Source organism: Marinomonas sp. MED121 (genome assembly GCF_000153025.1).
Classification (GTDB): Bacteria; Pseudomonadota; Gammaproteobacteria; order Pseudomonadales; family Marinomonadaceae; genus Marinomonas.
This window is the reverse complement of the sequence record NZ_CH672429.1, coordinates 1,068,722-1,094,879: the sequence shown is the minus strand read 5'-3', so window position 1 is coordinate 1,094,879 and position 26,158 is coordinate 1,068,722. Positions and strand designations below refer to the sequence as shown.

At 38.5% G+C, this 26,158-nt stretch carries 19 protein-coding genes; 13 read left to right on the top strand and 6 right to left on the bottom strand.

Features of this window, described 5'->3' with window-relative positions; genetic code table 11:
- Positions 1–161: 161 nt before the first annotated feature.
- Positions 162–491, bottom strand: coding sequence for a Rieske (2Fe-2S) protein (locus tag MED121_RS05000; RefSeq protein ID WP_009832528.1), 330 nt, complete (start codon positions 489–491; stop codon positions 162–164).
- A gap of 3 nt (positions 492–494) precedes the next feature.
- Entirely contained in the window at positions 495–767 is a 273-nt protein-coding gene (locus MED121_RS04995) for a hypothetical protein (RefSeq protein ID WP_009832527.1), read from the bottom strand.
- 193 nt (positions 768–960) lie between these two features.
- Between MED121_RS04995 and MED121_RS04990 the strand changes: the two genes are divergently transcribed.
- Positions 961–3,327 (top strand): transglycosylase domain-containing protein, encoded by a 2,367-nt coding sequence (locus MED121_RS04990; RefSeq protein WP_009832525.1) that lies wholly within the window; start codon positions 961–963, stop codon positions 3,325–3,327.
- 90 nt (positions 3,328–3,417) lie between these two features.
- Here MED121_RS04990 and MED121_RS04985 read toward each other — a convergent pair whose 3' ends face one another.
- Positions 3,418–3,906 (bottom strand): YHS domain-containing (seleno)protein, encoded by a 489-nt coding sequence (locus tag MED121_RS04985; protein ID WP_050764529.1) that lies wholly within the window; start codon positions 3,904–3,906, stop codon positions 3,418–3,420.
- A 132-nt stretch (positions 3,907–4,038) separates the two neighbouring features.
- Between MED121_RS04985 and MED121_RS04980 the strand changes: the two genes are divergently transcribed.
- Entirely contained in the window at positions 4,039–4,878 is an 840-nt protein-coding gene (locus tag MED121_RS04980) for a transporter substrate-binding domain-containing protein (protein ID WP_116371557.1), read from the top strand.
- 92 nt (positions 4,879–4,970) lie between these two features.
- Here MED121_RS04980 and glgA read toward each other — a convergent pair whose 3' ends face one another.
- Complete coding sequence (gene glgA, locus MED121_RS04975; RefSeq protein WP_009832522.1) at positions 4,971–6,407, bottom strand: glycogen synthase GlgA; 1,437 nt, start codon at positions 6,405–6,407, stop codon at positions 4,971–4,973.
- Between the two features lie 491 nt (positions 6,408–6,898).
- On the opposite strand from glgA, the gene glgC reads away from it, so the two are divergent.
- Complete coding sequence (glgC, locus tag MED121_RS04970; protein ID WP_009832521.1) at positions 6,899–8,158, top strand: glucose-1-phosphate adenylyltransferase; 1,260 nt, start codon at positions 6,899–6,901, stop codon at positions 8,156–8,158.
- Positions 8,159–8,269: 111 nt separating this feature from the next.
- Here the strand turns inward: glgC and MED121_RS04965 are convergent, their stop codons facing one another.
- The gene (locus MED121_RS04965; protein WP_207382771.1) at positions 8,270–9,076 is read right to left on the bottom strand and encodes a TraB/GumN family protein; all 807 of its coding nucleotides are present in this window, start codon (positions 9,074–9,076) and stop codon (positions 8,270–8,272) included.
- A gap of 352 nt (positions 9,077–9,428) precedes the next feature.
- Between MED121_RS04965 and MED121_RS04960 the strand changes: the two genes are divergently transcribed.
- From MED121_RS04960 to MED121_RS04925, 8 genes are all read left to right on the top strand, one after another.
- Entirely contained in the window at positions 9,429–10,076 is a 648-nt protein-coding gene (locus tag MED121_RS04960; protein WP_009832519.1) for a riboflavin synthase, read from the top strand.
- Between the two features lie 380 nt (positions 10,077–10,456).
- A complete protein-coding gene (locus tag MED121_RS04955; RefSeq protein ID WP_009832518.1) occupies positions 10,457–11,671 on the top strand; it encodes a hypothetical protein in 1,215 nt (404 codons plus the stop codon).
- A gap of 238 nt (positions 11,672–11,909) precedes the next feature.
- Entirely contained in the window at positions 11,910–14,975 is a 3,066-nt protein-coding gene (locus MED121_RS04950; protein ID WP_009832517.1) for a hypothetical protein, read from the top strand.
- Positions 14,976–15,012: 37 nt separating this feature from the next.
- Positions 15,013–18,612 (top strand): hypothetical protein, encoded by a 3,600-nt coding sequence (locus tag MED121_RS04945; protein WP_009832516.1) that lies wholly within the window; start codon positions 15,013–15,015, stop codon positions 18,610–18,612.
- A gap of 274 nt (positions 18,613–18,886) precedes the next feature.
- Positions 18,887–19,555 (top strand): membrane spanning protein, encoded by a 669-nt coding sequence (locus MED121_RS04940; RefSeq protein WP_009832515.1) that lies wholly within the window; start codon positions 18,887–18,889, stop codon positions 19,553–19,555.
- A 385-nt stretch (positions 19,556–19,940) separates the two neighbouring features.
- A complete protein-coding gene (locus MED121_RS04935) occupies positions 19,941–20,624 on the top strand; it encodes a hypothetical protein (protein ID WP_009832514.1) in 684 nt (227 codons plus the stop codon).
- Positions 20,625–20,697: 73 nt separating this feature from the next.
- A complete protein-coding gene (locus MED121_RS04930; protein WP_009832513.1) occupies positions 20,698–21,531 on the top strand; it encodes an abortive infection family protein in 834 nt (277 codons plus the stop codon).
- Between the two features lie 23 nt (positions 21,532–21,554).
- Positions 21,555–22,685, top strand: a complete 1,131-nt coding sequence (locus tag MED121_RS04925) for a hypothetical protein (RefSeq protein WP_009832512.1) — start codon at positions 21,555–21,557, stop codon at positions 22,683–22,685.
- 744 nt (positions 22,686–23,429) lie between these two features.
- On the opposite strand, the gene MED121_RS04920 is transcribed toward MED121_RS04925, so the two are convergent.
- Positions 23,430–24,206 carry an outer membrane beta-barrel protein gene (locus MED121_RS04920; RefSeq protein ID WP_009832509.1) on the bottom strand — a complete coding sequence of 259 codons (777 nt, stop codon included), beginning with the start codon at positions 24,204–24,206 and terminating at the stop codon, positions 23,430–23,432.
- A gap of 557 nt (positions 24,207–24,763) precedes the next feature.
- Here MED121_RS04920 and MED121_RS04915 point away from each other — a divergent pair.
- Both MED121_RS04915 and MED121_RS04910 read left to right on the top strand, forming a co-directional pair.
- Complete coding sequence (locus MED121_RS04915; protein WP_009832511.1) at positions 24,764–25,132, top strand: hypothetical protein; 369 nt, start codon at positions 24,764–24,766, stop codon at positions 25,130–25,132.
- A 439-nt stretch (positions 25,133–25,571) separates the two neighbouring features.
- On the top strand, positions 25,572–25,970 hold the full coding sequence (locus MED121_RS04910; RefSeq protein WP_036178745.1) for a hypothetical protein: 399 nt from the start codon (positions 25,572–25,574) through the stop codon (positions 25,968–25,970).
- The last annotated feature ends 188 nt before the right edge of the window (positions 25,971–26,158 follow it).

The following is a 26,158-nucleotide window of genomic DNA, read 5'->3' as shown; positions in this document are numbered from 1 at the left end:
AGTATGCTAATAACTTCTATGTTGCTCCATCATTTACAGTCTTGATCTCGTTAAAGGCACAGAGGCTTAAAATATACCTTTAGATCAGGGCTGCATCGACTTGAATCGAAGCACTAGAATAAAGTTATTGATAATCATTATCAATAACTTTATTGAGAAATTTAGATATTAATTTGAATTTTTTCTGCTTTTACCCGTGTGGCGACTTTTTTTAAGGATTGCTGTTGGCAGGGGCCACTGATGCATTCGCCTGTTTGAGGTAAGAATAAGGCTCCATGGGTCGCACACTGTAAGTAATCTTTATCTAAATCAAAAAAATCATTTTCTTGCCATTCGAGCTCGATTTGTCGATGGGGGCAGGCGTTTAAGTAGGCGTAAATGTGATTATCAAACTTAATCACAAAATAGCTAACACCTTGAAATGGATAGGTTTGAGCACTTCTTTCAGGGAGTGCGTCAATATGACAGACAGTTTGCCAACTTAAGGACATGCACTATTGCTCAAGATTATGTTGCAGTTCTGAGGAGATCTCTCTGTCCCCTTGCCAACCACTGCATAAGGCATGTTTTATTTCTGGCAATAAAATGCTCATATCTTTACTGACTGTGACTAACCAGAGATCAAGCTGTTGCCATTGTTCTTGGTTTGCTGTGTCTCTAGCGGCTTCCAAAAGTGGCTTAATATCTTGGCTCTTGGTCAGGCCTGGTAGCTGTTTATGAATGCCTTCGATGATATCGAGTTCATCGAGTAGGTCTACTATCATCATGTTTAAATTCTCTTGTTATCGCAAAAAATGTTTTGCTGGGTTATCTGCCTGAGCTTATGGCTTGAATCATGCTTGCATGGATTGAAATGAGTCTAAAATGGCCGGGTTTGAGAGTCAATTTAGTGGTTAATTTTGTTTGGTTAAATGAGGTGGTTGGATTGCGCCCAAAATGTCCTGTCTTTATAATCTGGCCATGAGTAAAACACGCCCCGTAAATAGTCCTACCAAAAAAGCATCGGCTAGCAAAAGTAAGCCGAGAAAGTCATCACCCACAAAGAAAGCCAAAGGTAAGCCATCTCGCTCCCGCGCTAAAAAGCCTATCAAACAATCTTGGTTTAAGCGGTTTTTAAAACGACTCTTTGTTATCTCTTTTATGATGGGTTTAGTGGCAGCCATTCCTGTCTCTATTTGGGTTTGGTGGCTGGATAAGGAGCTGGTACAGCATTTTGAGGGGCAGAAATGGCAAGTGCCAGCAGAAGTGTACAGCGCACCCACCTTGTTACGTACTGGGGATCAATGGCGCAAACAAGATTTAGAAAAAAGCTTACAACAAGCGGGTTATCGTTTTGGCCGTAATAGCCAAGAGGTTGGTTGGGCGGCTAGAAGCTCAATAAAAGTAAGTGCTCACTTAAGATCTTTCTCAGACCATACTGGGGATTACCCTGCTCAAAGACGAATATTTTCTTTTGAAAATGGCCAGCTTCAAATCAAGACTGTCGCAGGTCAGGAGATTAAATCTGCGATATTAGAGCCTCAGTTAATAGGTCACCTTTATGGTGGTAGTAGCGAAAGTCGTATTTTACTGTCTTATGAGGACCTTCCTAAGACCTTGATCAATGGTTTGCTGGCGGTGGAGGACAGGGACTTTTATCAGCACTTTGGTATTTCATTCACAGGGATTGCCCGTGCATTTTGGGTTAACTTTCAGTCAGGCTCTCGCAAGCAAGGGGGCAGTACCTTAACTCAGCAGCTGATTAAAAATATGTATTTAAGCTCTGAGCGAAGCTATAGCCGAAAAATTCGTGAAGTGGTGATGGCGCTCTTGATGGAGTATCGCTTTAGCAAGCAAGAAATTCTAACCGCTTATGTCAATGAAGTTTATTTGGCGCAACATGGTAATAAGGCGATTCACGGTTTTGCGGCGGCCAGTAAACACTTTTTTGCCCGTCCATTAAACGAGCTCAATATTGCTGAAATGGCGACCTTAGTCGGTACTGTTAAAGGGCCTTCTCTTTATAATCCAAAACGACATCCCCAAAGAGCACAGAAACGCCGGGATGTGGTCCTAAACCTCTTGCATGATCAAGGCTTTATTAATGACCAACAACTTAGCGTCAGTTTAGCAACCAAGCTACAAACACGTACGCAAGGTGGTACCAAAAGCCTTTATGGTGACTTCTTGGATCTTGTTGCGTTTCAATTGTCGCGAGATTTTGATAAAGCAACCTTGGCGACCGAAAGCCTGAAAATCTACACCGGTTTAGATACCAGAGTGCAGCAGGCTGTGTTGGAAAGTATGACCAGTCAGGTTAAAGCCTTAAAACAGACTAAGAAGGGCTTGAAAGGTTTACAGGGTGCGGTAGTGGTTACCGATGCTCGCAATGGTCAGGTAAAAGCGATTTTAGGCTCAAGCGATGGTCACTATACCGGCTTTAACCGAGCGTTGGCTGCGGTACGTCCGATTGGTTCCTTGGTAAAACCGCCTATTTATTTAGAAGCGATCGCGAACCAATCTTTTACCTGGTTAACCTTGTTAGAAGACGATGAAACCCGTTTTGATGTGGGGGGACAGCTTTGGCAGCCCGAAAACTTTGACCATAAGTACCATGGCAATGTGCCCATGTATCAAGCCTTAGCGAAGTCATATAACTTGGCGACCTTAGATCTAGCGTATCGTATTGGTTTTGAAGAGGTGGGAGATGCGCTGAGACGCTTAGGCGTGGAGCGCGAATTTACCATGTTCCCTGCTGTTGCTTTAGGTGCCCTTGAGTTATCGCCGTTTGAAGTGGCAAGGCTTTACCAGCCTATTGCTTCGGCGGGTGAGTCTAGCCAGCTGGGTATCGTTGCATCTGTATTAAGTAATGAAGGTGAGGTGCTAAAAGAGTTTAGGCAAGATACTAGAGTGCCTTATTCTAAGGCGGCCTTAGCCACTTTGCGTGATGGCATGCGTTTAAGCGCGCAAATCGGTACCACTCGTGCTGCACAAGCGGCTTTGCCTGAATTGGTGTTTGCCGCTAAAACAGGAACAACGAATCAGCAAAGAGACAGTTGGTATCAAGGGATTACAGCGGATTATTCCACCACCATTTGGTTGGGCGCCGATGATAACCATCCCCTTTCCATTACTGGTAGCTCTGGTGCTCAAAAGGTCTGGATAGAGATGATGAAGCGCTTAAATCCAACCTCATTAGATAGAAGCTTGCCCCAGGGAAGTGATTATTATCAGGTGAGTACGAATGAATTTAAATTGGCGGCTGATAGATGTGATGACAAACTGACTTTGTCATTTTTAGAGGGCACTGAGCCAAGTGATAAGAACTTTTGTATCTGGCCGTTTTAGATTCCTTACGTAAAAGGTAATCTCATATTCAATTTGCAAGATGAGGTGTGTGGCCTCATCTTGCTTTAATCAATTTGGCTTGAAACTGTATTAGTCTAGGTCAGCCCATTCTTTATCCGCGGCATCGACGAGTGTTTGCTCACCGTCTTTACCTGCTTTCTTATTCCATTTTGCTAAGGTATCACCCCAAAAACCGTTGTAATACAGGTGGTTTTTACCATTGATAATTTTGTAGCTAAGGGGATCGACTTCTACTTTATCACCATCCAGCATGGCCCAAGCACACCAACCACCATAGGCTGGTACATACTTTTCTGGGTCTTGTGTGAAGGCGATGCGGTTTTCTTCATTTTCAAAATAGTAGACCACCTCATTATGCTTAATTTGTAACGCTGGGTAACCTTTCATTGGCTGCTCAGTGAAATAGCTCACCGGATCATAGCCTTCTAAGGCAAGTTGATTTCCATCAATGTTAAGTTTTTTTGCACTTAATGAAGCACTCATGATGAAAGTAACTATGATCAGCATGAGTTTAGGGATAAGTGTCAGTTTTGAGTCAAATATGCGTCTATTTTTCATGATTTCTCCTATAATTTAAGTCTTTGAGGTGAGAAATGATTAAAGGTTCCCGCTTTTTTTCTTTTTTATCCGTAAGTTTTCATGAGCCTAATAATTGAATATGCTTTAGTTTAGTGCTTAAGTGATAAATAAATGCAGTCTCATTCATTTAATCCGAAATTGGGCGTTATGTCTTACTTAAAAGAAATTTATAAATATCTCTTCTTTTTCACCATGATAGGTTTTCACGGATTTGTTTCAGCGGATATTGGTGCTTCATGTGATCGCTTAACGGCAACAGGAAACTCTGAATATCCCCCTTTTTTATGGCGTAAAAATACCGATTCAGACCAACTGATGGGAATTAACCAGCTTATTATTAATGAAATTAGTCAGCGCTTAGGTAAACCAATTGAATTAAAGCACACAGGGCCTTGGTCAAGGGCACAAAGGGAAGTATTTAGTGGGCGAATTGATTTGATGGCGGGGGTTTTTTATACCAAGCAAAGAAGTTTAAAAATGGACTATATTCAACCGGCATTTTTAGAAACGCAAAGTGTGGTTTGGACAAATACTTTAGCCCCCTTTAATTACGATAATAGGTACAGCTTAGAAGGTAAGCTTGGCGCCACTGTGATTAACAATAGTTTTGGCCAAAAGTTTGATCAGTACGCCGCGAGTAATTTACAAATTGCCACGGTTGCCAGTATAGAGCAGGCGTTTAAAATGCTTCTAAATCAAAGGGTTGATTATGTTTTGTATGAAGAAGCGCCCGGTAACGCTTATATTCAGCAGATCTGGCAGTATTTTCCTTTTGAAGTACAAGATCCGGCGATTAGTAGTGAAGGTTTATACTTAGCCTTTTCTCAAAGTTCTCCTTGTAATACACAGGCCCTAAGAGACAGTTTGGCTGTTATCATGCAGGATCTAACCCATGAAGGCTTTTTTGAGAAAATGAAGGAAAAAGGCAGCGCGCAATGGCTGCTGAAATGATGGACTGATTAAATTAAATGGTAAAAAGGCGCTAATGAGCGCCTTTTTTATGTCTCTTTTTTATGTCTCGCTTTTTTATGGCTTAGTGTTCTTTAAGCCTTTAACAGTGACTGGTAGAGGTTGAGCCAAGTTGCTGTCGTCTGTTGCCAGCTAAAGTCATATCTCATTCCATTTAGCTGTCGTTGGCGCCAAGCTTGTGAGTGATTGAAGCAATCCATCGCTCTAAATAAGGTGTCTTTCAAACTGCTGGTATTGGCTTGTTCGAAAACAAAGCCATTAGCCGCGTCACCTGATTCAAACACGGTATCAGCCAGACCTCCGGTTTTTCTCACCAAAGGCAAGGTACCGTATTTTAGCGCGTAAAGCTGGGTCAGTCCGCAGGGTTCAAAGCGTGACGGTATTAACAGGCTATCAACTCCAGCTTGGATCTTATGTGAATAGGCTTCGTCATAACCGATTCGCACAGAAACTTGGTCTGGATAGTCGTTTGCTAGCTGTAAAAATGCCTGCTCCAAACTGGGGTCACCTGAGCCTAGGAGAATAAGTCGCGCACCATGATTGAGCACATCTGGCATGGCATCTAATACTAGATCTAGGCCTTTTTGCTCGGTTAATCGGCTAACAACCCCAAAAACTGGCTTGCTCAGGTCAGGTGAGAGACCGTTCTCAATGAGTAAATCTTTTTTGTTTTCATCTTTCAGATCGAGATTATTAATGTCATATTTTTGTGCAATATTGTTATCAATTTCAGGCGACCACTCGTCATAATCCACGCCATTTAGAATACCGTGTAATTTATCTTGATGGGCTCTTAACGTACCATCAAGACCATCGCCGTATTCGGGGGTGAGTATCTCTTTGGCATAGGTGGGACTGACTGTGGTGATGGCATCGCTGTAGACCAGTGCTGCTTTTAAGGTGGAAAATTGCCCATAAAATTCCATGCCATGTAAATCAAGTAATTCATTGGAAAGGCGGACACCAGAATAAAGAGAAAGAGGGAAACTGCCGTTATATCTTAGATTATGGACTGTGCTGACAATGGGAATGTGCTCCATTTTCCAGCTTTTTAAATAGGCCGCAGCTAACCCTGTTTGCCAGTCATTGAGATGAAGAATATCGGCTTGCCAACCGAACAAATTACCTTGGCTGGCAAGTAAAGCCGTAGCCCAAGAGAAAACCGCAAAGCGGATATGGTTATCGGCATAGTCTTTGCTGTATTGATCTAGATAAGGGCTGCCGCCACGTTCAAATAAGCCTTGGCATTGAACCAGCCAAATAGGGATGTCAGACGCGGGAATAAGGGTTTCCAATAACAGAATGTCGCCACATCCAAAGGGGTTACCTAAGTTAATGGTTCGCTGCACGGGCGCAAGTTTTTCAAGGATTCCTTGGTAAGCAGGCATGATAAGACGAACATCTTGTCCTGCTTGTCGCAATGAAATAGGGAGAGCGCCTGCTACATCAGCAAGGCCACCTGTTTTAATTAGCGGGTGAATTTCAGAAGCGGCGAAGAGTACTTTTATCATAGGAACCTTATGAGGTCAGTCGAATTGAGAGTCTTTATATAAAATACGATATTTAGTGGATTAAGTTAATACACAATTAAAACATTGGGTTAAGGAACCTACGAATAAGTCCACCCGCCTCAGCGTGTGGATAAAAGCATCTAGATTTATGGCGAGGGGCGCAACTTAATAGTTATTCTATTGATAAGGTCCTCAACGTAAAGGTAGCGCTTTTAGACCACGCCCTGCGGGTCTTTGTATAATACCTATTTGGTATTTGAGAAAAAATGTCACTCTACGTTGTCCCTTCTCGAAAGGTGCCGACATTACGTCAAAGTGACGCCTTGTGTGACAATTTTTCTGATAAGACTGAGAAGAGGTGACTTAATCTCAGGTTCCTTAATATAAATTATTGTGTTTTGATAGAAAGATACCCGACTGAAGGAATACTGCATTACTTGATCACCTTGATCGAAAGCGAATAGACAAAGTTAAATAATAAAGGGTGGAATATGGATTTAAATACCGCGCGAATGAAAACCTTAGCTCTTGTTCTGGCAGGGGGAAGAGGCTCAAGATTAAAAGATTTAACCGATTATCGCTCCAAGCCTGCAGTGCCAATTGCAGGTAAATACAAAATTATCGACTTTCCACTCTCAAATTGCATTAATTCCGGCATTCGAAAAATGGCGGTGCTAACTCAGTACCGATCCCATACGCTTAACCAGCATGTACAACGTGGCTGGAACTTTCTTCGATCTGATTTTAATGAATTTATTGAGCTTTGGCCGGCCCAGCAACAAACCGGTGAAGACTGGTATCGCGGTACTGCCGATGCAGTATTTCAAAACCTTAAAATGATTAAAGAGCTAGACAGTGAATATGTCCTGATTCTGGCAGGTGATCATGTTTATAAACAAGATTACAGCAAGATGCTGCAAGAACACATTGACTCTAAAGCAGATGTGTCAGTTGCTTGTATTGAAGTGCCAGTGGCAGAAGCCGATCAATTTGGGATTATGCATATCGATGATGAGGATAATATTATCGAGTTTGCTGAGAAACCGTCGAATCCTCCGACTATGCCTGGTAAGCCTGATGTGTCTTTGGCAAGTATGGGCATCTATATTTTTAATACCAAGTTCATGATTGAGAAGCTAGAGCTGGATGCAAATGACAGCAATTCTAGCCATGATTTTGGTAAGGATTTGATTCCACTTTTTATTGATTCTTGCAAGATAAAAGCCCATCACTTTAGCCATAGCAGTATTCCTAATGAGAGTTATCCAGACAGTGCTTATTGGCGAGATGTGGGTACCTTAACGGCGTATTGGGAATCCAATATGGACCTGACTAAGCTAGTGCCTGAACTGGATTTATATGATGATTCTTGGCCGATTCGTACGGCACATTATCAAAGACCGGCAGCCAAGTTTAATTATAATTATGAAGAACGAATCGGTACGGCCCTTAACTCAGTCGTATCAGCGGGTTGTATTGTTTCAGGTGCGACAGTTGATAAATGCATTTTATTTAATAATGTGAGGGTGAACTCTTATTCGACGGTGAATCGTTCTGTGGTCTTACCTAACTGTGATATTGGTCGCCATTGTCGTTTGACTAAGGTGGTGCTTGATTCTGAGTGTAAGCTGCCTGAGGGCACCATTATTGGTGAAAATGCAGAAGATGACAGCCGTCGTTTTTATCGTAATGAAGATGGCATTACTCTGGTGACTCAAGCCATGATTGAAAAGCTAGCTGAAACAGCTTAACGGCCCATCAGTAAACTGTAAGTTAAAGCATCAGTAAAACCATAAGCGGCAACCTAGGTTGCCGTTTTTTGTGGTTTTAATTTAAGGCTTGTGACAAGGGTTTTAGTGTCTTTATGGTAAGACTTTTACCATCTCATAGCCCACTTTCTTAAGGTGACTTTGCACGCTTTGCGAGCCAGATAAATGCAATGCACCGACGACCACAAAATAACTGCCCCCTGTTTCTAGGTAGGTTTGAATTCTGCTTGCCATAACCTGGTTTCTTTTATACAAAAGCTGTGACATTAAAGGGGCTATATTAGGCTGTTCTATCAGGTCTTTTTGACTGTATTCATCCAAGCCTTTCGCGTCAGCGCTTTGCCATAAGGTCGCCATTTGTGTGAGTTGTTCTTGGCCTTGATCTAATTGTGAGAGGGCGAGGGAAATCGCGGCAGTTTGAGCCGATAAGCTAGCGCCATTGATCGCGTTAATTTGCTCTTCTAGTGTTTCTAGCTCTAAAACGGTTTTTGCCTTTTGCTGTGCTCGTTTAATAAAAAATTGATCGACCCCTAATGCGGTTTGAAAATCCGTCTGGGCAAATTGATAACTGCTTATCATTTCTAAGATGAGCCAAGGTCTTAGCCTTAGGAAGGTTTGCATATCCATCCCTTTGCGCTCTGCAAAAGGTTGTAATTGGCTTATTTCCTTATCATTAAAAAGATTCGCTAGGGTCTCGTCTTCATCGAGCCAAGTGAGTGCCGCAATGTGTTTTTGAGCGTCAATGGGGTTCAAGGCCAGGATGTTTAGCTCGACCACAAGCTTGTTCACTGAATCAAAAGCGTCAAGGTAGGCTGGAGCAAGAGGGTAAAAGGTTTCATTGAGAGCATGAATGGAGCCAACTAAATAGAGGTTGGCTTTCTCTGTTTTAATTTGCCACATGAAAGGGGCGACAACTGCTTGATTTGCTATTGAATAGCTATAAGATGCATTAAAAAGCAGTAAAAAAGTCAGCAATCTTTTAAGTGGTAAAATTCGATTTATCATATTTTTATATAACAAAAGTTTAGTGTGAGTAGATTCCGTTATCCCCGCAAGCTGTGGATAACCCTATTAGTGTCTTTGTGATAACTATTTCAATCCCAATAACTACGGGCCTTTAGACGGATATGTTCAAATCTTCTTCAGTGTTGAATCTAAGAAGAAAATTATCATTAAATTGTATGTTTTTTCATCATTTTTAAGCCCTTATGACTTTGAAATGATTATAAATTTTTACTAAGCAGGTGAATTAATGTTTACGGGTATTGTTCAGGGTATGGCTCTGGTTGAGCAGTGTCAAGAAATGGGGACAAACAAGCGTTTGGTGGTGCAGTTCCCTAAAAATTCTATGGATAAACAGCAGTTAGGGGCAAGTGTTGCTATCAATGGTGTCTGTTTGACTGTGGCTGAAGTTGATCAGGACAAGGTAAGTTTTGATGTTATCGATACCACTTTGGCGTTAACCAATTTAGGGGCTATTCAAGCTTTAGATAAGGTGAATTTTGAACGTGCCGCGAAGATGGGCGATGAAGTGGGTGGGCATGTCATGTCGGGTCATATCATGTGTGCCATTGAAGTGCTGCAAGTACGTACCCAAGAAGACAGTTATCGCATTCGCTTTGTGGTAAAAAAACAGACTGGTTTAAGCCATGATAGTAGTGATGTTGATGCCATGAGATACCTTTTTGATAAAGGTTATGTGGGCTTAAATGGGTCGAGTCTGACGATTTGTGATATCGGTGAAGACTGGATTGAAATCTCTTTGATTCCTGAAACTTTACGTCTGACAACCTTTGGATTACTAAAGGTAGGAGACAGGGTTAACTTGGAAATAGATAGCCATACTCAAGCAACAGTCGATACGGTTGAACGTATTTTGCAGCAAAAAGGTCTTAAATAATTTTTGTTAAATAGCCAGATAAGTAATGAGAGAAGTAGGTAGGAATAGATATTTCTACCTATTTTTTTTGCCTTTTTTTAATCAAAGTTTTTTATTAATAGCCTTTCATTAACAACCTTTCGTTAATATATTGTCATTAAGTTTTTAAATGTATTTATTATCCATTACCTATATTTCGTTTAATTTAATAATTAATCAAAATATCAAATTTGAATAATATTAAATTCATATAGATTAACTTTTATCTTAATATTAACTTAATGGTAACCTTAGTGTGAAGATATTATGAATATTAGGTTTTTAGTTTGAATAATTATTCGAATGATTAGATTCTTGTCAAAGTTATTAAACAAGAATTTATCATTTTAACGAGAAGTATTATGCCAACCTATGATTCCTTTATTGCTAAAAAAACATTAACGCCTCTTAATGCAGAGATATTAACCATTTTTTCAAATGCAAGTTTAGTCTGTGATAGTAAAACGCCAGCACAACTTGTACGCGATGAACTTGCGCCTTTGGGAAAAGAGGGTGTAGACAAAATATCGGATGTTTATGATAGAGGGCATGATTTAAAAAAAGGTAGGGCAGGTGAGAGCGATATTCAAAGTTGGATAATTGCAAAACTCAAACAAGAAATTCAAGATTATATGGCGCCGATGAGATCGCTAAGTATTCCAAAAGACGCGCCACCAAAAATAATAGAGCCGTCTTTAGTCGATAAAATTTTACAGCAAATAATACAGCTGATTCCTCAGGTTGTAAGCCGTGTTTTGGGTAAGGTGATCCCCTTAGTGGGTGATGCTGTGAGCATATTTAAGCAAATTAAAACCTGTGTTCAACAAGCTTTTTTATATGTAAGAACCCGTTCATTAAAGTCTTTATCTGCTTTTCCTCTGGCTGGCGACGTGATCGAAATTTTACGCGGAAAAGTGGGGGAAGCCAGTGTAAAAAGTGCCGCAACGAGTTTGTGCTCTGCCGCGTCATTAACGGCGACTATTTTAACGTCAGGGGCTTCCAGCCTGTTCACAAGTTTTGCTACTGCTGTGATTGAAATGTTTTCATTTTTTAAAAGTATTATTCAGCGTGAAATGGCTAGATCACGCTTTAGAACTTTTGTCACTGAATGCAGAAAATATAAAATGATGCGTTTAACAAATAAAAGTTTTGAAGCCTGGTTTAAACAATCAATGATAGATATTCCTGTGATTGCTGCCTATTTTGTTAATATGCCACTTTTTAGTTCGCCTTATAATTTTTTAAAACTCGTTGAAGGAAAACCTAGGCCTGCATTAAAAGGTATAAAGCTTTCTTCGACTGCTAAAAGTGCAATCACTTCAGGTGATAGTTTAAAACCAATTAGTCATGAATCTAATTTAACTGCATACCGTGCATTACAAGCTGAAGCAAAACTTTATATTGAAGATGGGTTAGAAATACAAGGTAATGATCTTAAATCGATGCCACAGTTTAATGCGGCAAGAGGTATAGATAATTATATTATGACGCCAGATTTCCTAGATGGGATTATTGATGAGGCTTTATCTGAGGCTGATGAAGAAGATTGGTTAGAAACCGTGCTCGATGTTCTTTAAGGCTATAAGGCTTAAAGGATTAACAAGCTCTAAAAGCCCTTCACTGGGCTTTTTCCTGTGTCGCTCACTATCATGCATTTTCCCTAGTTGATTTATCCCTATCTTCATAACCTTTGCGAGAAAGTTACGTTTTTCAATCTGAAAATTTGAGCTTGAATGAGCCGTATTTTTACCTTGTAGGACGTATCACTCCACCCAATCACAGGGACTTTTCTGTGATTTAACAAAGGTAAAGATTATGGCTAAGAAACAAGCTAGAACAGAATTCCAACGAGGTGTGGATGATGTTTTAACCGAAGCGATTAATAATAATCGCCAAGCGCGAGAGTTTATACTCAGACATACAGGCAGAATGGCAAAAGAAATTGAGGACCGTTTTGGCTCAGATCTTGTGCAAGTTTATATCAAGGGTAAGTCTTCGTTAAAACTGAAAAAACTCAATGATGTAAAAGCGAATTCCAAAGAAGAACACGCTGAGGAAATAGGCTGGAGTGACTTTGATAATCAAATCATCATTAACCCTTATATTCCCAGAGCTTGGTGGTATGAAATCTTTAATCAGATTCACTGCTATATTCGTGACGAGTATTTACCTTCGGTAAGAGACCTCTTTTTTGTCGATTATCCTGAAGAGGTCCCCGCCGGTGGTTATCTAGCAGATCACATGCAGCGTGTCCCTTTTGGCGAAAAAATAGAGAAGGAAATTGGCTTTAGTGGGCCAGAAGCGACCTTGCTTCATGCTAAAAAAATGCAAAGTAATGTGCTGCTATGCCTAGCTCAAGAATACCTACACCCCCTCAATGCATTTGATAATACCCGCACCGTATTTGCTCAAAATTTAAACTTAGATATTAACTTCATGAAAGAAAAATTCCGTGAAGCGAATAACTTTTTCCCGCCATCCGTCATTGTTTTAAAAGATAAAAACGGTAAAAAAATCAAAAAAGACAGCTCCGTTTGGATGAACTGTACGATAGGGAAGTTTTTACTTTATCGCCTGATTGTCCGTTATAGCGCGCCAGGTGTTGACTACAATGGTGTCAAAATTCGTGATGATGTCGGGGTTGATAGAGCCAAGTTTAGGGGAGAGGTAATCGATATCTCTATTCCTCGCCGTGAAAGTGAAGAAACCATTAACTATTGGCGTCGGTTTAAAGATGATCTGCGTGGTTTAAACAACACCAATACTTATATGCGTTCTTATATATCGGCTAAAAAGCAGAAAGATATTGATGAAATGCGTGCGATTCGTATTCCAGGTTGGGCATATCAGCTGCAAGAAAACGTGATGATGTTGCACGAGGTGCTGACTTATAGCAGTAACTCAGCCCATAAATTTTACAAGCGTCTAGAAAGAGCCTGGCCTGCTTTGAGTGCGATTCAAGAGTCTTCTGAAAAAGATTCAAATAGTCCCTTGAACGCTAACTTGTTTAAGTTTATTGGTGAGTTAAAGGCGAATTATGATGCTTATCAACATAAGCCTGCTATTCAGTCTTTTTATAAGCAGCTCGGCTCCATTTTAATCAATGACTATCAATGGGATAAGTTGAGTCCAACATTAAAGACGGAATTGCTCACCAAATTTTTACCGAATACTAAAAAGAATCCTCCAACTTATCAAAAAGAAATTGAAAACATGCTCATCAATTTCAATGTGGAAAAAGACGGTAAGGATGCTAAAAACAGCGCTAAAAATATTCTGCTAAAAGCCTTCTCCGTGGACGAGTCAAAATTTAAAGACAAACCAAAAGAAGCACTTATCGCAGCGAAAAAAGCGTCAGCACAAGCGATTGAAAATTATGAGGAGCTGCTAAAACATCTCTTTATTGTGAATAAGAGCAATCAAGCTTTTGGGGAAAAGTTTAAGCTCAATATGAAACAAATAGAGCAAATTAACCACTTTAGGCTGGCCCTTGAAGGGAGCTGTAATACCAAGGTGAATTGCTGGGACGAAAAGTCAAAGCCACAAAAGAGCCAAAAAGAGATAGATTCCCATAAAAAGATAATAACGACACAAGTCTGGGGGCTGGGAATTATCGAGGATATTGGCTCTTTATCCGATGGACTTCCTTTTGATTCCTTTAATCAAGGTCTGGTCTTTTCTGATGAGTTTGACTCTTCTGTCAAAGAAAAGCAGGAGGATGCGGTGTGTTATTTCTGCGGCATTATTGGCAGCCAATTAGACCTTGTCGGGCGAATGCATTTAAAAGATGCCAAAGATTTAGCTTTTAATTACTACTTCCCTGTCGTCCAGCTTTATCTGAAATGTAGCAAGCAACAGTGGGCAGAATTGCCTCAGCTCTTTAAAGATAAAAGCTTTGTATTTAGTAAAGACTACTTCACTTGCGAGGATAAGCGCTTTGGCGATCATGTTATTCAAGTGAATTTTGTTGATCAAGATGAAGAGAAGAAATGCATTGCCTTTGACCAAAAAAATGCTGACTTAGAGAAACAACTGGTTAGTAAACGTGTTAACGATAGGTTAGAAATTAATACCCTGTGTCATACAGCAGATGAAGCCTATTCTTTTTTAGAGCATATGAACGCCAAACTTATGCAAGAACTAGTCGGCTTGCGCCAAAGTTTGAGAGAAGACGAAACCAAGCTAAGTCGCTTGAGTAAAGCAAATCAACAGAGAGGAGAATGTATTAAGCTAACTAAAATCATTAATGGTGCAAAAGACATAGTTAAAGAAATTGAAGACTGTCGAGAGCATTTAATTAACTTATATATTCAAATGCACTTTATTCGCAGCCTGCTAGATACCGCTGATAAAAAGGGTCACATCCGTGACTTGCAAAATGCCGTGGTGAGTTTAGGGAACGCGATAGATGAGGCAATCAAACAAGCTAAAACTAACCTTTATGATGATAAAAACTCAGCAGATACACTAAACGCATATGGGGTAGATAAAGCGCAGGTTCATAACCTTATGAATATGTTAGCAGAGCTTAAAAAGCTGATTACAGCGATCACGCTAAACTCACCTAAAACCCATAAGAAGCCAGCTGACCTTAATACAGATCTAAAAGGTTATGCTGAAGATTATGAGGCGGGTCAGAAAGCCCTTATTTTTGCCCGTCAATATAATGATCGTAATCTTCTTATTGGTCACCTTCCTTATCGTATTCTCAGAGAAGAATACATTAACGAATATTTCCATTTATACATTGGTCAGCTTAGAGACTTTTACCTGCTGCATTGGCTCGATCATGAGCGTACTCAGTATAAGGCGAATATCACCAACTTTAAGACCCAGTTAACCCGTTGGCGAGATAAATCTCAAAACAATGAAACTCATTAGATCGACCAACTGACCTATTAGAATTGGAGAAAATATTATGGCTAAAAGTAGAACGGCATTTCAGCGAAAAATAGACGATGTATTAACTGAAGAATTCAATAATGTCCCCACAGTTAGAGCATTTTTATTAAAGAAAATTGATAAATTAACTCAACATTTGGAAGAGAAATTTGGTGATGATGTTAGGGTTTTCATTAAAGGCGGCTCTTCACTCAATATCATGAAAAAAGTGAAATCAGATATTGATCCTGATAAATGGAGTGACTTTGATAATCAAATTGTGATCAACCCTAACTTACCGATTTATCGTTGGTATCAAATTTTTTCTGAAGTTCATAACTATCTTAAAGAAGAATATATGCCCATCTTTCAGCAAGATTGGGAGACCTTTTTAACCTGCAATCGTAAAGAGCTAGATAACTACCAACAAGAAGGTTTGCAACTCTTTAAAGGTGAGTTTATTGATAATAAGGTACTGGATTTTCCGACACTTGAATTTTCTGTCAAAGATAATGGCAGTTTTAGTGCTGGAGCGAAGGAGACTGATGAAAAACGACTTGAAACCATGCCAAGCTCAAAGGACGAGGTGACGACGAGCAAGCAAGATAAAAAACAAGAAACGTCTTTAAATTCAAACTCAAAGGATGAAGTGACGACAAGCAAACAGAATGAAAAAAAAGACACCTCAACTGAACCTGAAAAAGAGGTAAAAACTCACCCATTACATCTCACTCTTCTAAAGGGTTACCAAAGTAATATGGTATTCAATTCGGGGACTGTATTGCTTCATCCGCTTAACCATTTTGATAATGCCATGCTATTACCTGGCATAGATAAAGAAGTAGAAAAGGTATTAAAGAAGCAAGGTTTACATCCAGATGATATTTTTTATAACAGCTTTTATCCGCCAGCACCTATGCCGTTAGATGCGACGTTAAATGCTAATGAAAACCCTTATTCAAGTTCAATTTTAGTGAATAACAGTATTTCTAAGTTTGTTTTATATCGCGTGATAGTGCGATATGTAACAGATCAATATTCCTCTGAAGGTGAACCCAGATGCTCTGGCGGTGATGATTATAAGTTAGGGCCTGACCATAAAATGTTTGGTCCGACTTTGGCTAAATTTCGGGGGGAATTGTTGGATGTGAGTATTCCACGAAGAGACTGCTATGAAACGATTCAGCAATGGGCGCAAGTGAAAACCATGCCTGTGTTATACCAAGCTGCCCCTAAGCATTCTGGCACCTGGTTAAATGTGCCGGATTGGCGCTATCAATTAAATGAAAACGTCTTATTGATATTGGAAGTTTTTAACGAAATCTCAGGCTCACCCCATAAATTTTTCAAACGTGTTTTACGTGGTTGTAATGCGGTGAATGCGATTAATGAGAGTTATAAAAAACGCTTTTCAAATACGTCTAAAGAGCTACAAAGCCTAGAAAACAGCATCAGTATTAAAAGCTTTAATACGGCGTTTAAGGTGTTATCCAATCATAAAACTTTAGGCTTTTTACGCCCCTTGGTGAAGGATTTATTTGATACGGTTCAAAATGACTATGGTTGGAAAAACCTAGCCAGCAGCATGGCTAAATTTAAGATTGATAATGCGGTGGATGTTGACGCGATTATTGGTAAAGACATTGAAGCGTCATTGAACAAAAACTGGTTGGCACTACAAAACGAAAAACCAGATAAAAGTTCAGTAAAAACCTATGACGATATTTTGCTTAAAGAAGTGAAAAATAATGATAAGGATAAACGTAAACAAGAAGAAAAAGATGCCGATTATGAAAATGCGAAAATGATGCTGGCCTTTATGCGTTTTTATCAAAATACGCATCAAGCATTTTCGACTCAATTAGTATTTTCAGATAAGCCTAAATCAGGATATGACATTAAATTTTTGAATGATTTTCGTTCAGAGTTAGAAAACCAGCCAAAGATACACCAAGCCACTCTGTGCGGTGTGTTAAGCAGCATGGTGCATACCAAGGTTATGACAGGGGAGTCTAGCTTTCATTATCATCTGCCTTATGTTGAGCTTTTTGTCACCATGGATGATAAAGACCAAGTTAAAACCTTAAGTCACGCTTTAAAAAGCATGGGGAGTATCCAAGCCCTAGGCGATCCTGTGGTGTTTGATAAGGATGACTTTAAAGCGCTTCCTTCTTTGACAGTACAGCTTAAAGCTTTTGCTTTACCTGTCGTTATTCGTATTTTGGATGTAATGGATAGCAAAAATGCGTTGAATAAAGGGGATGAATTTGAAAGTCTTGAAGTGAAATCCGCTCAAGATTTACGCACCGTCCGCTTAAAGACAAGTGGTGTGAGAGGTCAGTTATCTAGGTTATTTGATATGTCTAATGGCGTGACAAGTTTAGATTCAAATATAAAGGAACCGCAAAAGTATATTCCTCTTAAAGATCAACTTGATAAGGATTTAAAACAGTTTTCTGAAGAGACTCAAGATCTGATTGAAAGTGCCAATGCCAATAGCTATAAAAAACAGCTGCATTATAGCTTTAACCCTTTTAGTACCGTCTGCTTTATTCGTAAAGATGCGAGTGAATATCGAATTCTGTTAGCCCCAGAAGCGATTAAGCATATAGAAATGAAGCTAACTTATATTGAAAGTTATTATCAGACCCATTGGCTAGATCATCACCGTAAAGCGTTTAAGGAATGTATTACACGCTTTCCGGCTAAACGTATTGACCAAGCCAAATCAAATATCGATATATCTTCAAACCTGTTCGAATATAAACCTAAGCTTAACTTCTCTGCGATTGCCAGCTCGGACTTTTCTAAGCCTTTGCAATTTCAAGAAACAGGCGCGCAGCAAGTGGTTACGCAAATTAGAACCATGGCAAGCTGGGCTAATATTGGGGGAGACATTGCACCCTTGCTCATGTCTCAGTTGTTGCAGTTCCCGATTGAGGTCGCTTCTGCCAGATCTCCTTTAGATGTACAGCAAGGTCGTCTGACACAAATTCATCGATTTGATCATATCTTGGATCCTAATTTTGGGTTGGTGGCGATGAATCCAAATGGGTTTAATTTAAATCTAGGGAATGTAGTCCAGCATTTAGTCAATCAAACAGATTGTATTCGCATTGCAAAAATTGGTAATCACTATTGGGTTCGAGATGCGAATGGCAACCTGACCGATACAGATAGAGACGGTAACTGCTTTTATAGTGCTGTCATGAGCTATATCGTCAACAGCCCACAGCTATCAATCCAGAGCCTAAGAACCGCGCTGGCGGATTATGCTGAGATCCAACGTAATGCCCCTTATCAAGGGACTAATAGGTTGCAATACATCATTGATAATATTGGGGCGATTGAAAACAGCTTTAGACCGAATGTGGGCTATCATGAAGTCGCAGTGCGTGATGTCGAAGCCTTACATAGGGGGATTATCCGTAATTTAAAAGGATACCTTCTTGATGGTGGTCGTAACTTGGAGCAAGATAGGTCTTTTTTGCATGAAATCTTACGAGATGCCAATGCCATCGATAATTGGAGCCAAAAAAGGCAGGACTTAATTCGTATGGCAAGACTGTTTGTATTATCCGGAGATAGGCCTAATGGGAATACCATACCGAGTGATCAAGAATTAGCTCTGGTATAAAAGAGCTGGCTCTGGCTTAAAGAGCAAAGCTAAAAAAGGCTTATCTAGTTTAACCTAAGCCCATCTATGCTAAATAGATGGGCTTTTTCGATTTAATCATCTTGTTAGAAAGTATGTTATTTCCCTATAAAGGCCCTTGTGTTTAATGATAAAATTGTTTGCTATCAAGTAATTAAAAACGCTTATTGAGAGACTTTAAAAACTCAAATAGCCTGTACATACTTGACGTTGAACTTTCTTATTTCCAATACGACAGTGCTTTTTAGGGGTTAATATGGACGAAGTATCGTCATTAGTTAAAGACAGTTTAACGTTTTATCGACATCATATCGGCGCGATTAGTCGCATCATTTTACCCTGTATTATTCCTCTTAATCTGCTTTATGCACTAGCGGGCGTGTATAGCGATGACCTTAATCAGCAATTTTGGTTGACCTCCACTGTGGGCTTGATTGTTTATCCTCTTTATCAGGGGGCGCTCATTGCTTACATGGCCTCTGTTATTTCTGGTGACCCTCTCACAAGAGGGCAGTGTTATGGGGTGGCACTCAATTATTGGCGGCCCCTCTTTTTACTGTCTGTGCTCGTGAGTTTAGCCCTTATGACAGGCCTCTTTTTGTTTATCCTACCCGGGTTTTACATCATGGCGCGGCTCGCATTTTCAGAGTTTTATTGTGTGCTCAATAAGCAGGCCCCTTTTACTGCCTTAGAAGCAAGTTGGAATGCCACCAAAGGCATAGAATGGCGCATTCTATTAGGGGGAGTAACCCTGCTGTTAATTACCTTGCTTCCCGTATGGCTCATCGAAAACTTGTTTGCCTTACTTGCATTAGAGCACGTCATCATCACCTTTATTATCAGTGTGTTTGAATCCTTGTTATGGGTGACTCTGACCGTATTTGCCTACCGCGTATTCTGCTTGAACCAAGCTGTGAATAAATAACCTTTTAAACCTTAGCTGAATCATGAGTGCCCAAAACAAAGTGGATAAGCTGACATGCTATCCACAGATTCTGTGAGCTTTCAGGGTTAAAGCCTGTGGGTTACTCCACTTAACACAATAAAATCAGAGGTTAAGGACGTTGCCTCCAGCGCCTGTGTATTAAAAGGAACTCGGCGAGTGTTATGTGTTATCGCCATGAAGGAACTCACCTGCAATTTTTAAAGTGAAATATGAGAGTAAAACGATATAAGAAGTAACAACAAAAAGCATTTGAAATGTGGATAAAGAGGCGTAAGATCATGAGCTTATATGCACACACAAGGATTGTGGTCTTTTGAAGAGACATCCTCGTGCGGCCTAGAGTATTAATTGTTAAGGCTAATAAATGAAAAAAACTTTGTTTAGATTGGGTGTTATTGTTGCTATCTGTGTTATTGCATATTTTGTTGTAATAACTTCGTACCTTATTAATTTTGGTTCTGCTTGGAGTTCTGAACAAGGCGACTGGGGGACTTTTGGTGATTTTGTTGGTGGTACGCTTAATCCATTAATGAGTTTTATGGCATTAATTGCGCTTCTCTACACTATTGTTTTGCAAAGTAAAGAGCTTGAATTAACTAGAGTGGAATTAACACGATCAGCAAATGAAAGTGTTAAGCAATCAAAATATTTTGCATCTCAGCAGCAGAGAGATGATACTTATCGTTTGATTTCAAAACTTTCAGATAGAATTAATAATACATATAATAATAATAACTTATCTGGGAATAAATCAATTCATGCAGCATTAATTGGTCAATTAGATGTTCACGAAAATGATGCCTTTTATCATTTAGTTGACGACATGGATGACCCATTATCACAGGGCTATAGCATTGTTAAATATTTAGAGTCTGATTTGATTTATTTGTCAGATTTAATTAATGAGTATGAAAAAATATCTAAAGAAATTTCTTCAGAGAAAACACCTTTAAAACTTTTTTATAAAAAAGAATATGAACACTTAGTTACAAAGTTTTGTGAGCTAAAGTGGTTTGATAGAAAATTATCTGATTTTTATGTGAGTTGATTTTTTAATATAAAGTTATTATTTTTTTATGAAATTAAGATTTTATCTGAGTTTTTAATGTATTGAGATTTTTATGAGAAAAGAAATACCAGCTCCTATTATTGCTGTTTTATCTGAGAGATTACCTTCTATTGAATCTCATACAAGTATAAACAATCTTTTTTTATTTGCAGATGCACCTGGTGAAGTTCCAGAAGGTGCTAAACCTGCAAAAGTTCAAACTTGGTTACGTCATATAAATAAAGAATCTGACCTTCCATTACAAATACTTGGTAAGCTAATAGAGCCGTATATGGAATATTCTGGCGATGAAAGCGAAGATGAGGATGTTTTTGGGAATAATAAGGTTGATAAAAGGATAAGCCTAAAACTTAAATTAGTATCTGCTCTAGAGCGTTACAACTTAAGCTATTTAACTGGTGGTATTATTTCAGATGGCAGTTCCGCTCCTAGTAGATCGTTAGCTGAATTAATCAAAGGTCGTGATATCCCTACTATTGAGTCGGAATTTAATAGAGCTTTGAATAATGTAAGCTCTGAGCCGAGAGAGGCTGTATCAGCAGCATGCAATATTCTTGAATCAATATTTAAAGTTTACATATCTGATGAAGGTTTACCTATGCCATCAAAACAAGATCTTAAAGGTGTTTGGAAGGTAGTTAAGGATGATTTAGGCTTTGATACAAAGTTAGTACAAGACGATGACCTAAAAAGAATTCTATCTGGTATTTTTTCGGTTGTAGATGGTATTGGCGCTTTTCGAACTCATGCGAGTTCAGCTCACGGTGAAGGAAGAAAAATATATAACCTTAAACCGCGACACGCCCGTTTAGCTATACATTCTGCTCACACAATGGCTCTATTTGTTCTTGAAACATGGGATGAAAAGAGAAATAAGCAAAATTAATGTATTAATAGAAGGTAATAAAGTTGAGTGATATTCAAAATGTTATTAAAAAATTATTGGAAGAGAAGGAGTTAGAAGGTCCATTTTCTGCAGAAAATGATAGATCTTATCGTGAAGATTTAGAATATAGGCTAAATACATTTATCAAACGAGTTAGTGAGTTTTCTAATGAATCCGGTATTATTGAAAAAGAACTTATTAATAATGTCAGTGATTTAGAAAAAATAAAATCTTTGATTTTAGAGACTATAGATATGTACTTGTCTGGTAGTGCAGGAAAAGCATATATAATTTTTGAAAAGATACTATCACTTCCAGTAGTAAAAAAATATATGCCATTACTATTTAAAGATATAGGTATATATAATGGCCGATTTGGAAGTTCATTATATAGAGTAAGGTGCTCAGAATTACCAATAAAAAATATAAAAGAATTATTTCACATTCCCTTTAATTTAAGACATTTAGTAGGAAGTCAGCGTTATTCTATTGCTGGAGTTCCATGTTTGTACCTCGGTACATCTCTTTTTGTTTGTTGGCAAGAAATGGGTACACCAGATTTAAATAGTCTATATTTATCTAGGTTTATATATAACTCTGATAAAGAGACAAAATATTTAGATTTTTCGTACTCACTAGATACAATGGTTTTTACTGGTCTTTGTAAACATATTGAAGGGAATGATGATGATATCCCAGTGGACTTGGCAAAAATCATACTGTTTCCAATACTTATTGCATGTAGCTATAATCGCTCTCATATTTTTGCAGCTTTCAATGAAGAATATATAATTCCAAACTTATTGTTACAGTGGATAAGTAAAGAAGAAACAGAAATATCAGGGATTGCATATTTATCTACGAAAATGCATCAAATGAGAGGAGGGAATTTAGGAATTAATTTTGTATTTCCTCCAAAGTCATATTCAGTAAAGCCTTCGGGGTTTTGTAAAGAGTTATCTGATATGTTTATGTTAACTAAACCTGTTTCTTGGCAGTTACTAAATACAGTTAATATATCTTCTGAGACTTTTTACAATGAGTACTCAAGAGTTGATAATATGGAAGGTGAATACCTAAAAAATTATAAGGCAACAGAGTTCTACGCTCAAGAAAGGAAACTTGAAAATCTTAAGGTAGAAAAATTACCTTGAATAGAATTTAAATACTTTATGAGTAAGTGTTTTTTATGATATTAAAACCGTGTTTAGCCCTTATTTACAGTAATTTGAATAAACTTTTTGTATGTATTTTAATATGAAATTTCTTATTTTCAAATATTGGCACCCAAACCCACTTAGATCTGCCATTTAAATACACTGGAAAAATCTTGTACTGAAATTTGTTCTCTAAATGAAAAAGGTGCTCAAGTTGTCTGTTTTTATGTATTACGGTTTTTTGGGGTGCGTGAGCAACAGCATTTATGCTGGATTCTTCGAGGGGGGCTTGCGTCCAACCTTGTGTGCTAGCGATAGTACTAACCCGTTCAACCTAGCACTTATTAATATCTAGATATCTAGCACCTCGATATGGCGAAAGAACTCGTCATACTAGTGCTGCACTAAAAGGCCGCGAAGCCTGCTGTGATTTTATCGTCTCATTATTAGGTATGAACACTAACTCAAAACTGTTTTATCTCTAAAGCTGTGTCGGGCACTTAATCGAAGAGGCTGGAGTGCAGGGGCAATTGCCATCTGATAGAAAGCAGGGCCTTTTCTATTAGAGCCTCGTTACCTTATTAGAGAGTCAAAGCCCAGACAGGGTAAACGCCCAAATACGCTTTATTAGATAATCATCAAAGCGCTCTCTAACTTAAACATGCGGCAAAAAACTGTGTGACTGTAAAGTACAGGAATAAAAAAGCCGGACTTTGTGTCCGGCTTTATATGCAGATGCTATTAAAACTGTTTAGTTAGTGCTAAACGAATATTTTGAGACGTGAAGTCTGATCCATAGGTGATGTCGTCACTACCATCACTATTTACGTCGCCGCTTCCATCTAAAATATCTGAGAAGTGTAAGTAGGTATAATCAGCTCGAATTGATAGGCCATTTGATATTAGGTAGTCGATACCGATATTTGCAGATAAGCCAACTGATGAGTCTTTATCTTCAAAACTTAAGCTAGCACCAGAGCCGTGTGTGTCAGTATATGAATGAGTTGTTGTAAACTCTGAAATCACTGGTCCAGCAGAAATGTGCATGAGAAAGTTGTCTTTTACATAGCCAACTTTAGGACGTAGGCTAAACATATAGTCTGTTTTTATTTCAGTAACAGTCGTGAAGTTAGAAGCGCCAGCTGTTGTATCATAATCAGTTGGCCCTTCTGACTCAGACTCTGAAAACTCTGCAAATGTTAAATCAGCTTCAAGTCCATAAACGAATTTCCCTTTTTGAAAGTGGTAGCCTAATAATAAAGAACCGCTTGTTGTATCTCCTTCTATTTCTCTTTGTAATATAGGGTCAAGTTGATCTCGGTCGCTACCATTTGAGTTGTCATTAAAGTAACCGCTATATTCTACTTCAGTGCTTGGTGATGCTGTACTTGAAGAGATGCCAATAGCAATACCTGTATAAAGGCCTTCCCAGTTTACGGTTTCTGTTTCTTCTGCTTGTGTAATTGAACTTCCAAAGGCTATTGCTAAAGTAAGTGAGCAGGTAGAGAGCTTGTTCATATATTTTCCCTAATTTATGATGAGGTATAGTTATGAAATTGTTATTTATGATTGATTTTGCTGTATTTTATTTTAAATAATTATATTAGTGAATACTTAACTGGTGTTATTACGTTCCTTGCCAGTGCGATTAATTTTTAACAGATAAACTCATGCCATTTTATTTATTCTTAGCCGATTAAGTTATCGGCACTTCTGAAGGTGAAATGGTTGATTTTCTCGGTGGCGCAAATGCACTTACAGGTAGTGAAATCGCTAGTCTTTTAACAAGGACGATCAGTACGCAATAGTCATAGACCACCCACCAAGTACGCTTTATTCGATAATCATCAAAGCGCTCTCTAACTTAGGCATGCGGCAGAAATCTGTGTAATAGACCTCACGAAGCCCACTAAACCAGTGGGCTTTTGTCTTAAAGGAGTTTAAAATTAAAGATATAATTTCAATGATGGAAGTTTTAATACTTCTTTCTCATTATCAAACTATATAAATTTAACTTCTTGCTATCAATTGAAGATTTTTAAGTCTGACCATAAGTCTAAGGGATAAGAAATAACATGAAAAATATAATGTTAATAGCCGCTACTGTTTTATTTTCAACAAGTATTAATGCAGGATCTTGTAAAAATTGTAAAGTAACCTCAATTGGATCTGGACCTTATTATGGTGGGAAGTGTGTCGGGACTTCAGACTGTGTTGTATTTAATGTTGTTGGAGGTAATAAGGCTTCTGAAGTTTGTAATGGCTATAAAGCTTGGAGTTATGTTTTTGACGTTTCTACCGATACTGGAAAATCCGTTCTTACACAACTTACTGTGGCATATAGCTCAGGAGCTTTAGTGACTATCCATGGAACAGGTTCTTGCGATATGTTTACTTCTAATGGCGGTATAGAAGAACTAAGTTATATGTACTTCCCACAATAATGAGCTTAAAATCACCATTTTTAAAGTTTCAGGATTATTATATTTATAACTAGGCTTATATAAAAAGAACGAAACTTCTGAATAAGTTTTTTATCGTAAGTGTTTGATTTATAATATATAAAATAATTTTCTTTATTTTTGGCTGGTTAAGTTATCTACACACCTGAAGGTGAAATGGCTGATTGCCTTGGTGGTGCAGATGCATTTACAGGTAGTAAAGTCGCTAATCTTTTAACAATGACGATCAGCACACGATAGTCATAGACCAACCTCCAGATACACTTTATTAGATAATCATCGAAGCGCTCTCTAATTTAGATATGCAGTAGAAACCTGTGTGACTAGCCCTCACAAAGCCCACTAAACCAGTGGGCTTTTGTTTTAAAGGTGTTTAAGATCAAGCGGATAAAATTAGAACTAGTTATTTTAAGGGAATTATATGGAATTCATACCTAGGCTATTAGCGAAGAGGTTTTCTTATTTTGAATCAGTTTCTGGCTTTATACTGTGGCCGCTTTGGATTGTTGTAATATTTACAATGATGGTATCTCTTCCTTTTATTGAAGGTACTGCTTCAAAAATAGTAGAGCCTATAATGGTCGCTTTCTTTTTGGTTTCATATGCTGGTATTACCTCTGCAAGATATTTTGCAAGAAAGAAGTGGATGCCTACTAGTCCTTTGATTGTTCAGTTTTCTTCGAAAGCTTGGTTTAATTCAATCAATTCAATATTTAAAATAATCAATCATTGGATAACGTTAATTTTTGTTCACTTAATATTAGCGATGACTGTTTTATATATTACTGCACCAGTTATTGCCCCTTTATTTGGGTCGTAGCTACTTGAGCCTCTCTAAAAGAAATTAAGACCAAATCGCCCGTTACCTAATTAGATAGTCAAAGCCCAGACTGGGTAAACGCCCAAATACGCTTTATTAGATAATCATCAAAGCACTCTCTAACTTAGGCATGCGGCAAAAAACTGTGTGACTGTAAAGTACAGGAATAAAAAAGCCGGACTTTGTGT

Coding starts and splice junctions, on each gene's coding strand:
- MED121_RS04960 (WP_009832519.1), top strand. CDS start 9,429: ATGTTTACGGGTATTGTTCAGGGTATGGCTCTGGTTGAGCAGTGTCAA.
- MED121_RS04985 (WP_050764529.1), bottom strand. CDS start 3,906: ATGAAAAATAGACGCATATTTGACTCAAAACTGACACTTATCCCTAAA.
- MED121_RS04995 (WP_009832527.1), bottom strand. CDS start 767: ATGATGATAGTAGACCTACTCGATGAACTCGATATCATCGAAGGCATT.
- MED121_RS04990 (WP_009832525.1), top strand. CDS start 961: ATGAGTAAAACACGCCCCGTAAATAGTCCTACCAAAAAAGCATCGGCT.
- MED121_RS04915 (WP_009832511.1), top strand. CDS start 24,764: ATGAAAAATATAATGTTAATAGCCGCTACTGTTTTATTTTCAACAAGT.
- MED121_RS04940 (WP_009832515.1), top strand. CDS start 18,887: ATGGACGAAGTATCGTCATTAGTTAAAGACAGTTTAACGTTTTATCGA.
- MED121_RS04910 (WP_036178745.1), top strand. CDS start 25,572: ATGGAATTCATACCTAGGCTATTAGCGAAGAGGTTTTCTTATTTTGAA.
- MED121_RS04950 (WP_009832517.1), top strand. CDS start 11,910: ATGGCTAAGAAACAAGCTAGAACAGAATTCCAACGAGGTGTGGATGAT.
- glgC (WP_009832521.1), top strand. CDS start 6,899: ATGGATTTAAATACCGCGCGAATGAAAACCTTAGCTCTTGTTCTGGCA.
- MED121_RS04965 (WP_207382771.1), bottom strand. CDS start 9,076: ATGTGGCAAATTAAAACAGAGAAAGCCAACCTCTATTTAGTTGGCTCC.
- MED121_RS04945 (WP_009832516.1), top strand. CDS start 15,013: ATGGCTAAAAGTAGAACGGCATTTCAGCGAAAAATAGACGATGTATTA.
- MED121_RS05000 (WP_009832528.1), bottom strand. CDS start 491: ATGTCCTTAAGTTGGCAAACTGTCTGTCATATTGACGCACTCCCTGAA.
- MED121_RS04935 (WP_009832514.1), top strand. CDS start 19,941: ATGAAAAAAACTTTGTTTAGATTGGGTGTTATTGTTGCTATCTGTGTT.
- MED121_RS04930 (WP_009832513.1), top strand. CDS start 20,698: ATGAGAAAAGAAATACCAGCTCCTATTATTGCTGTTTTATCTGAGAGA.
- MED121_RS04955 (WP_009832518.1), top strand. CDS start 10,457: ATGCCAACCTATGATTCCTTTATTGCTAAAAAAACATTAACGCCTCTT.
- MED121_RS04980 (WP_116371557.1), top strand. CDS start 4,039: ATGCAGTCTCATTCATTTAATCCGAAATTGGGCGTTATGTCTTACTTA.
- MED121_RS04920 (WP_009832509.1), bottom strand. CDS start 24,206: ATGAACAAGCTCTCTACCTGCTCACTTACTTTAGCAATAGCCTTTGGA.
- glgA (WP_009832522.1), bottom strand. CDS start 6,407: ATGATAAAAGTACTCTTCGCCGCTTCTGAAATTCACCCGCTAATTAAA.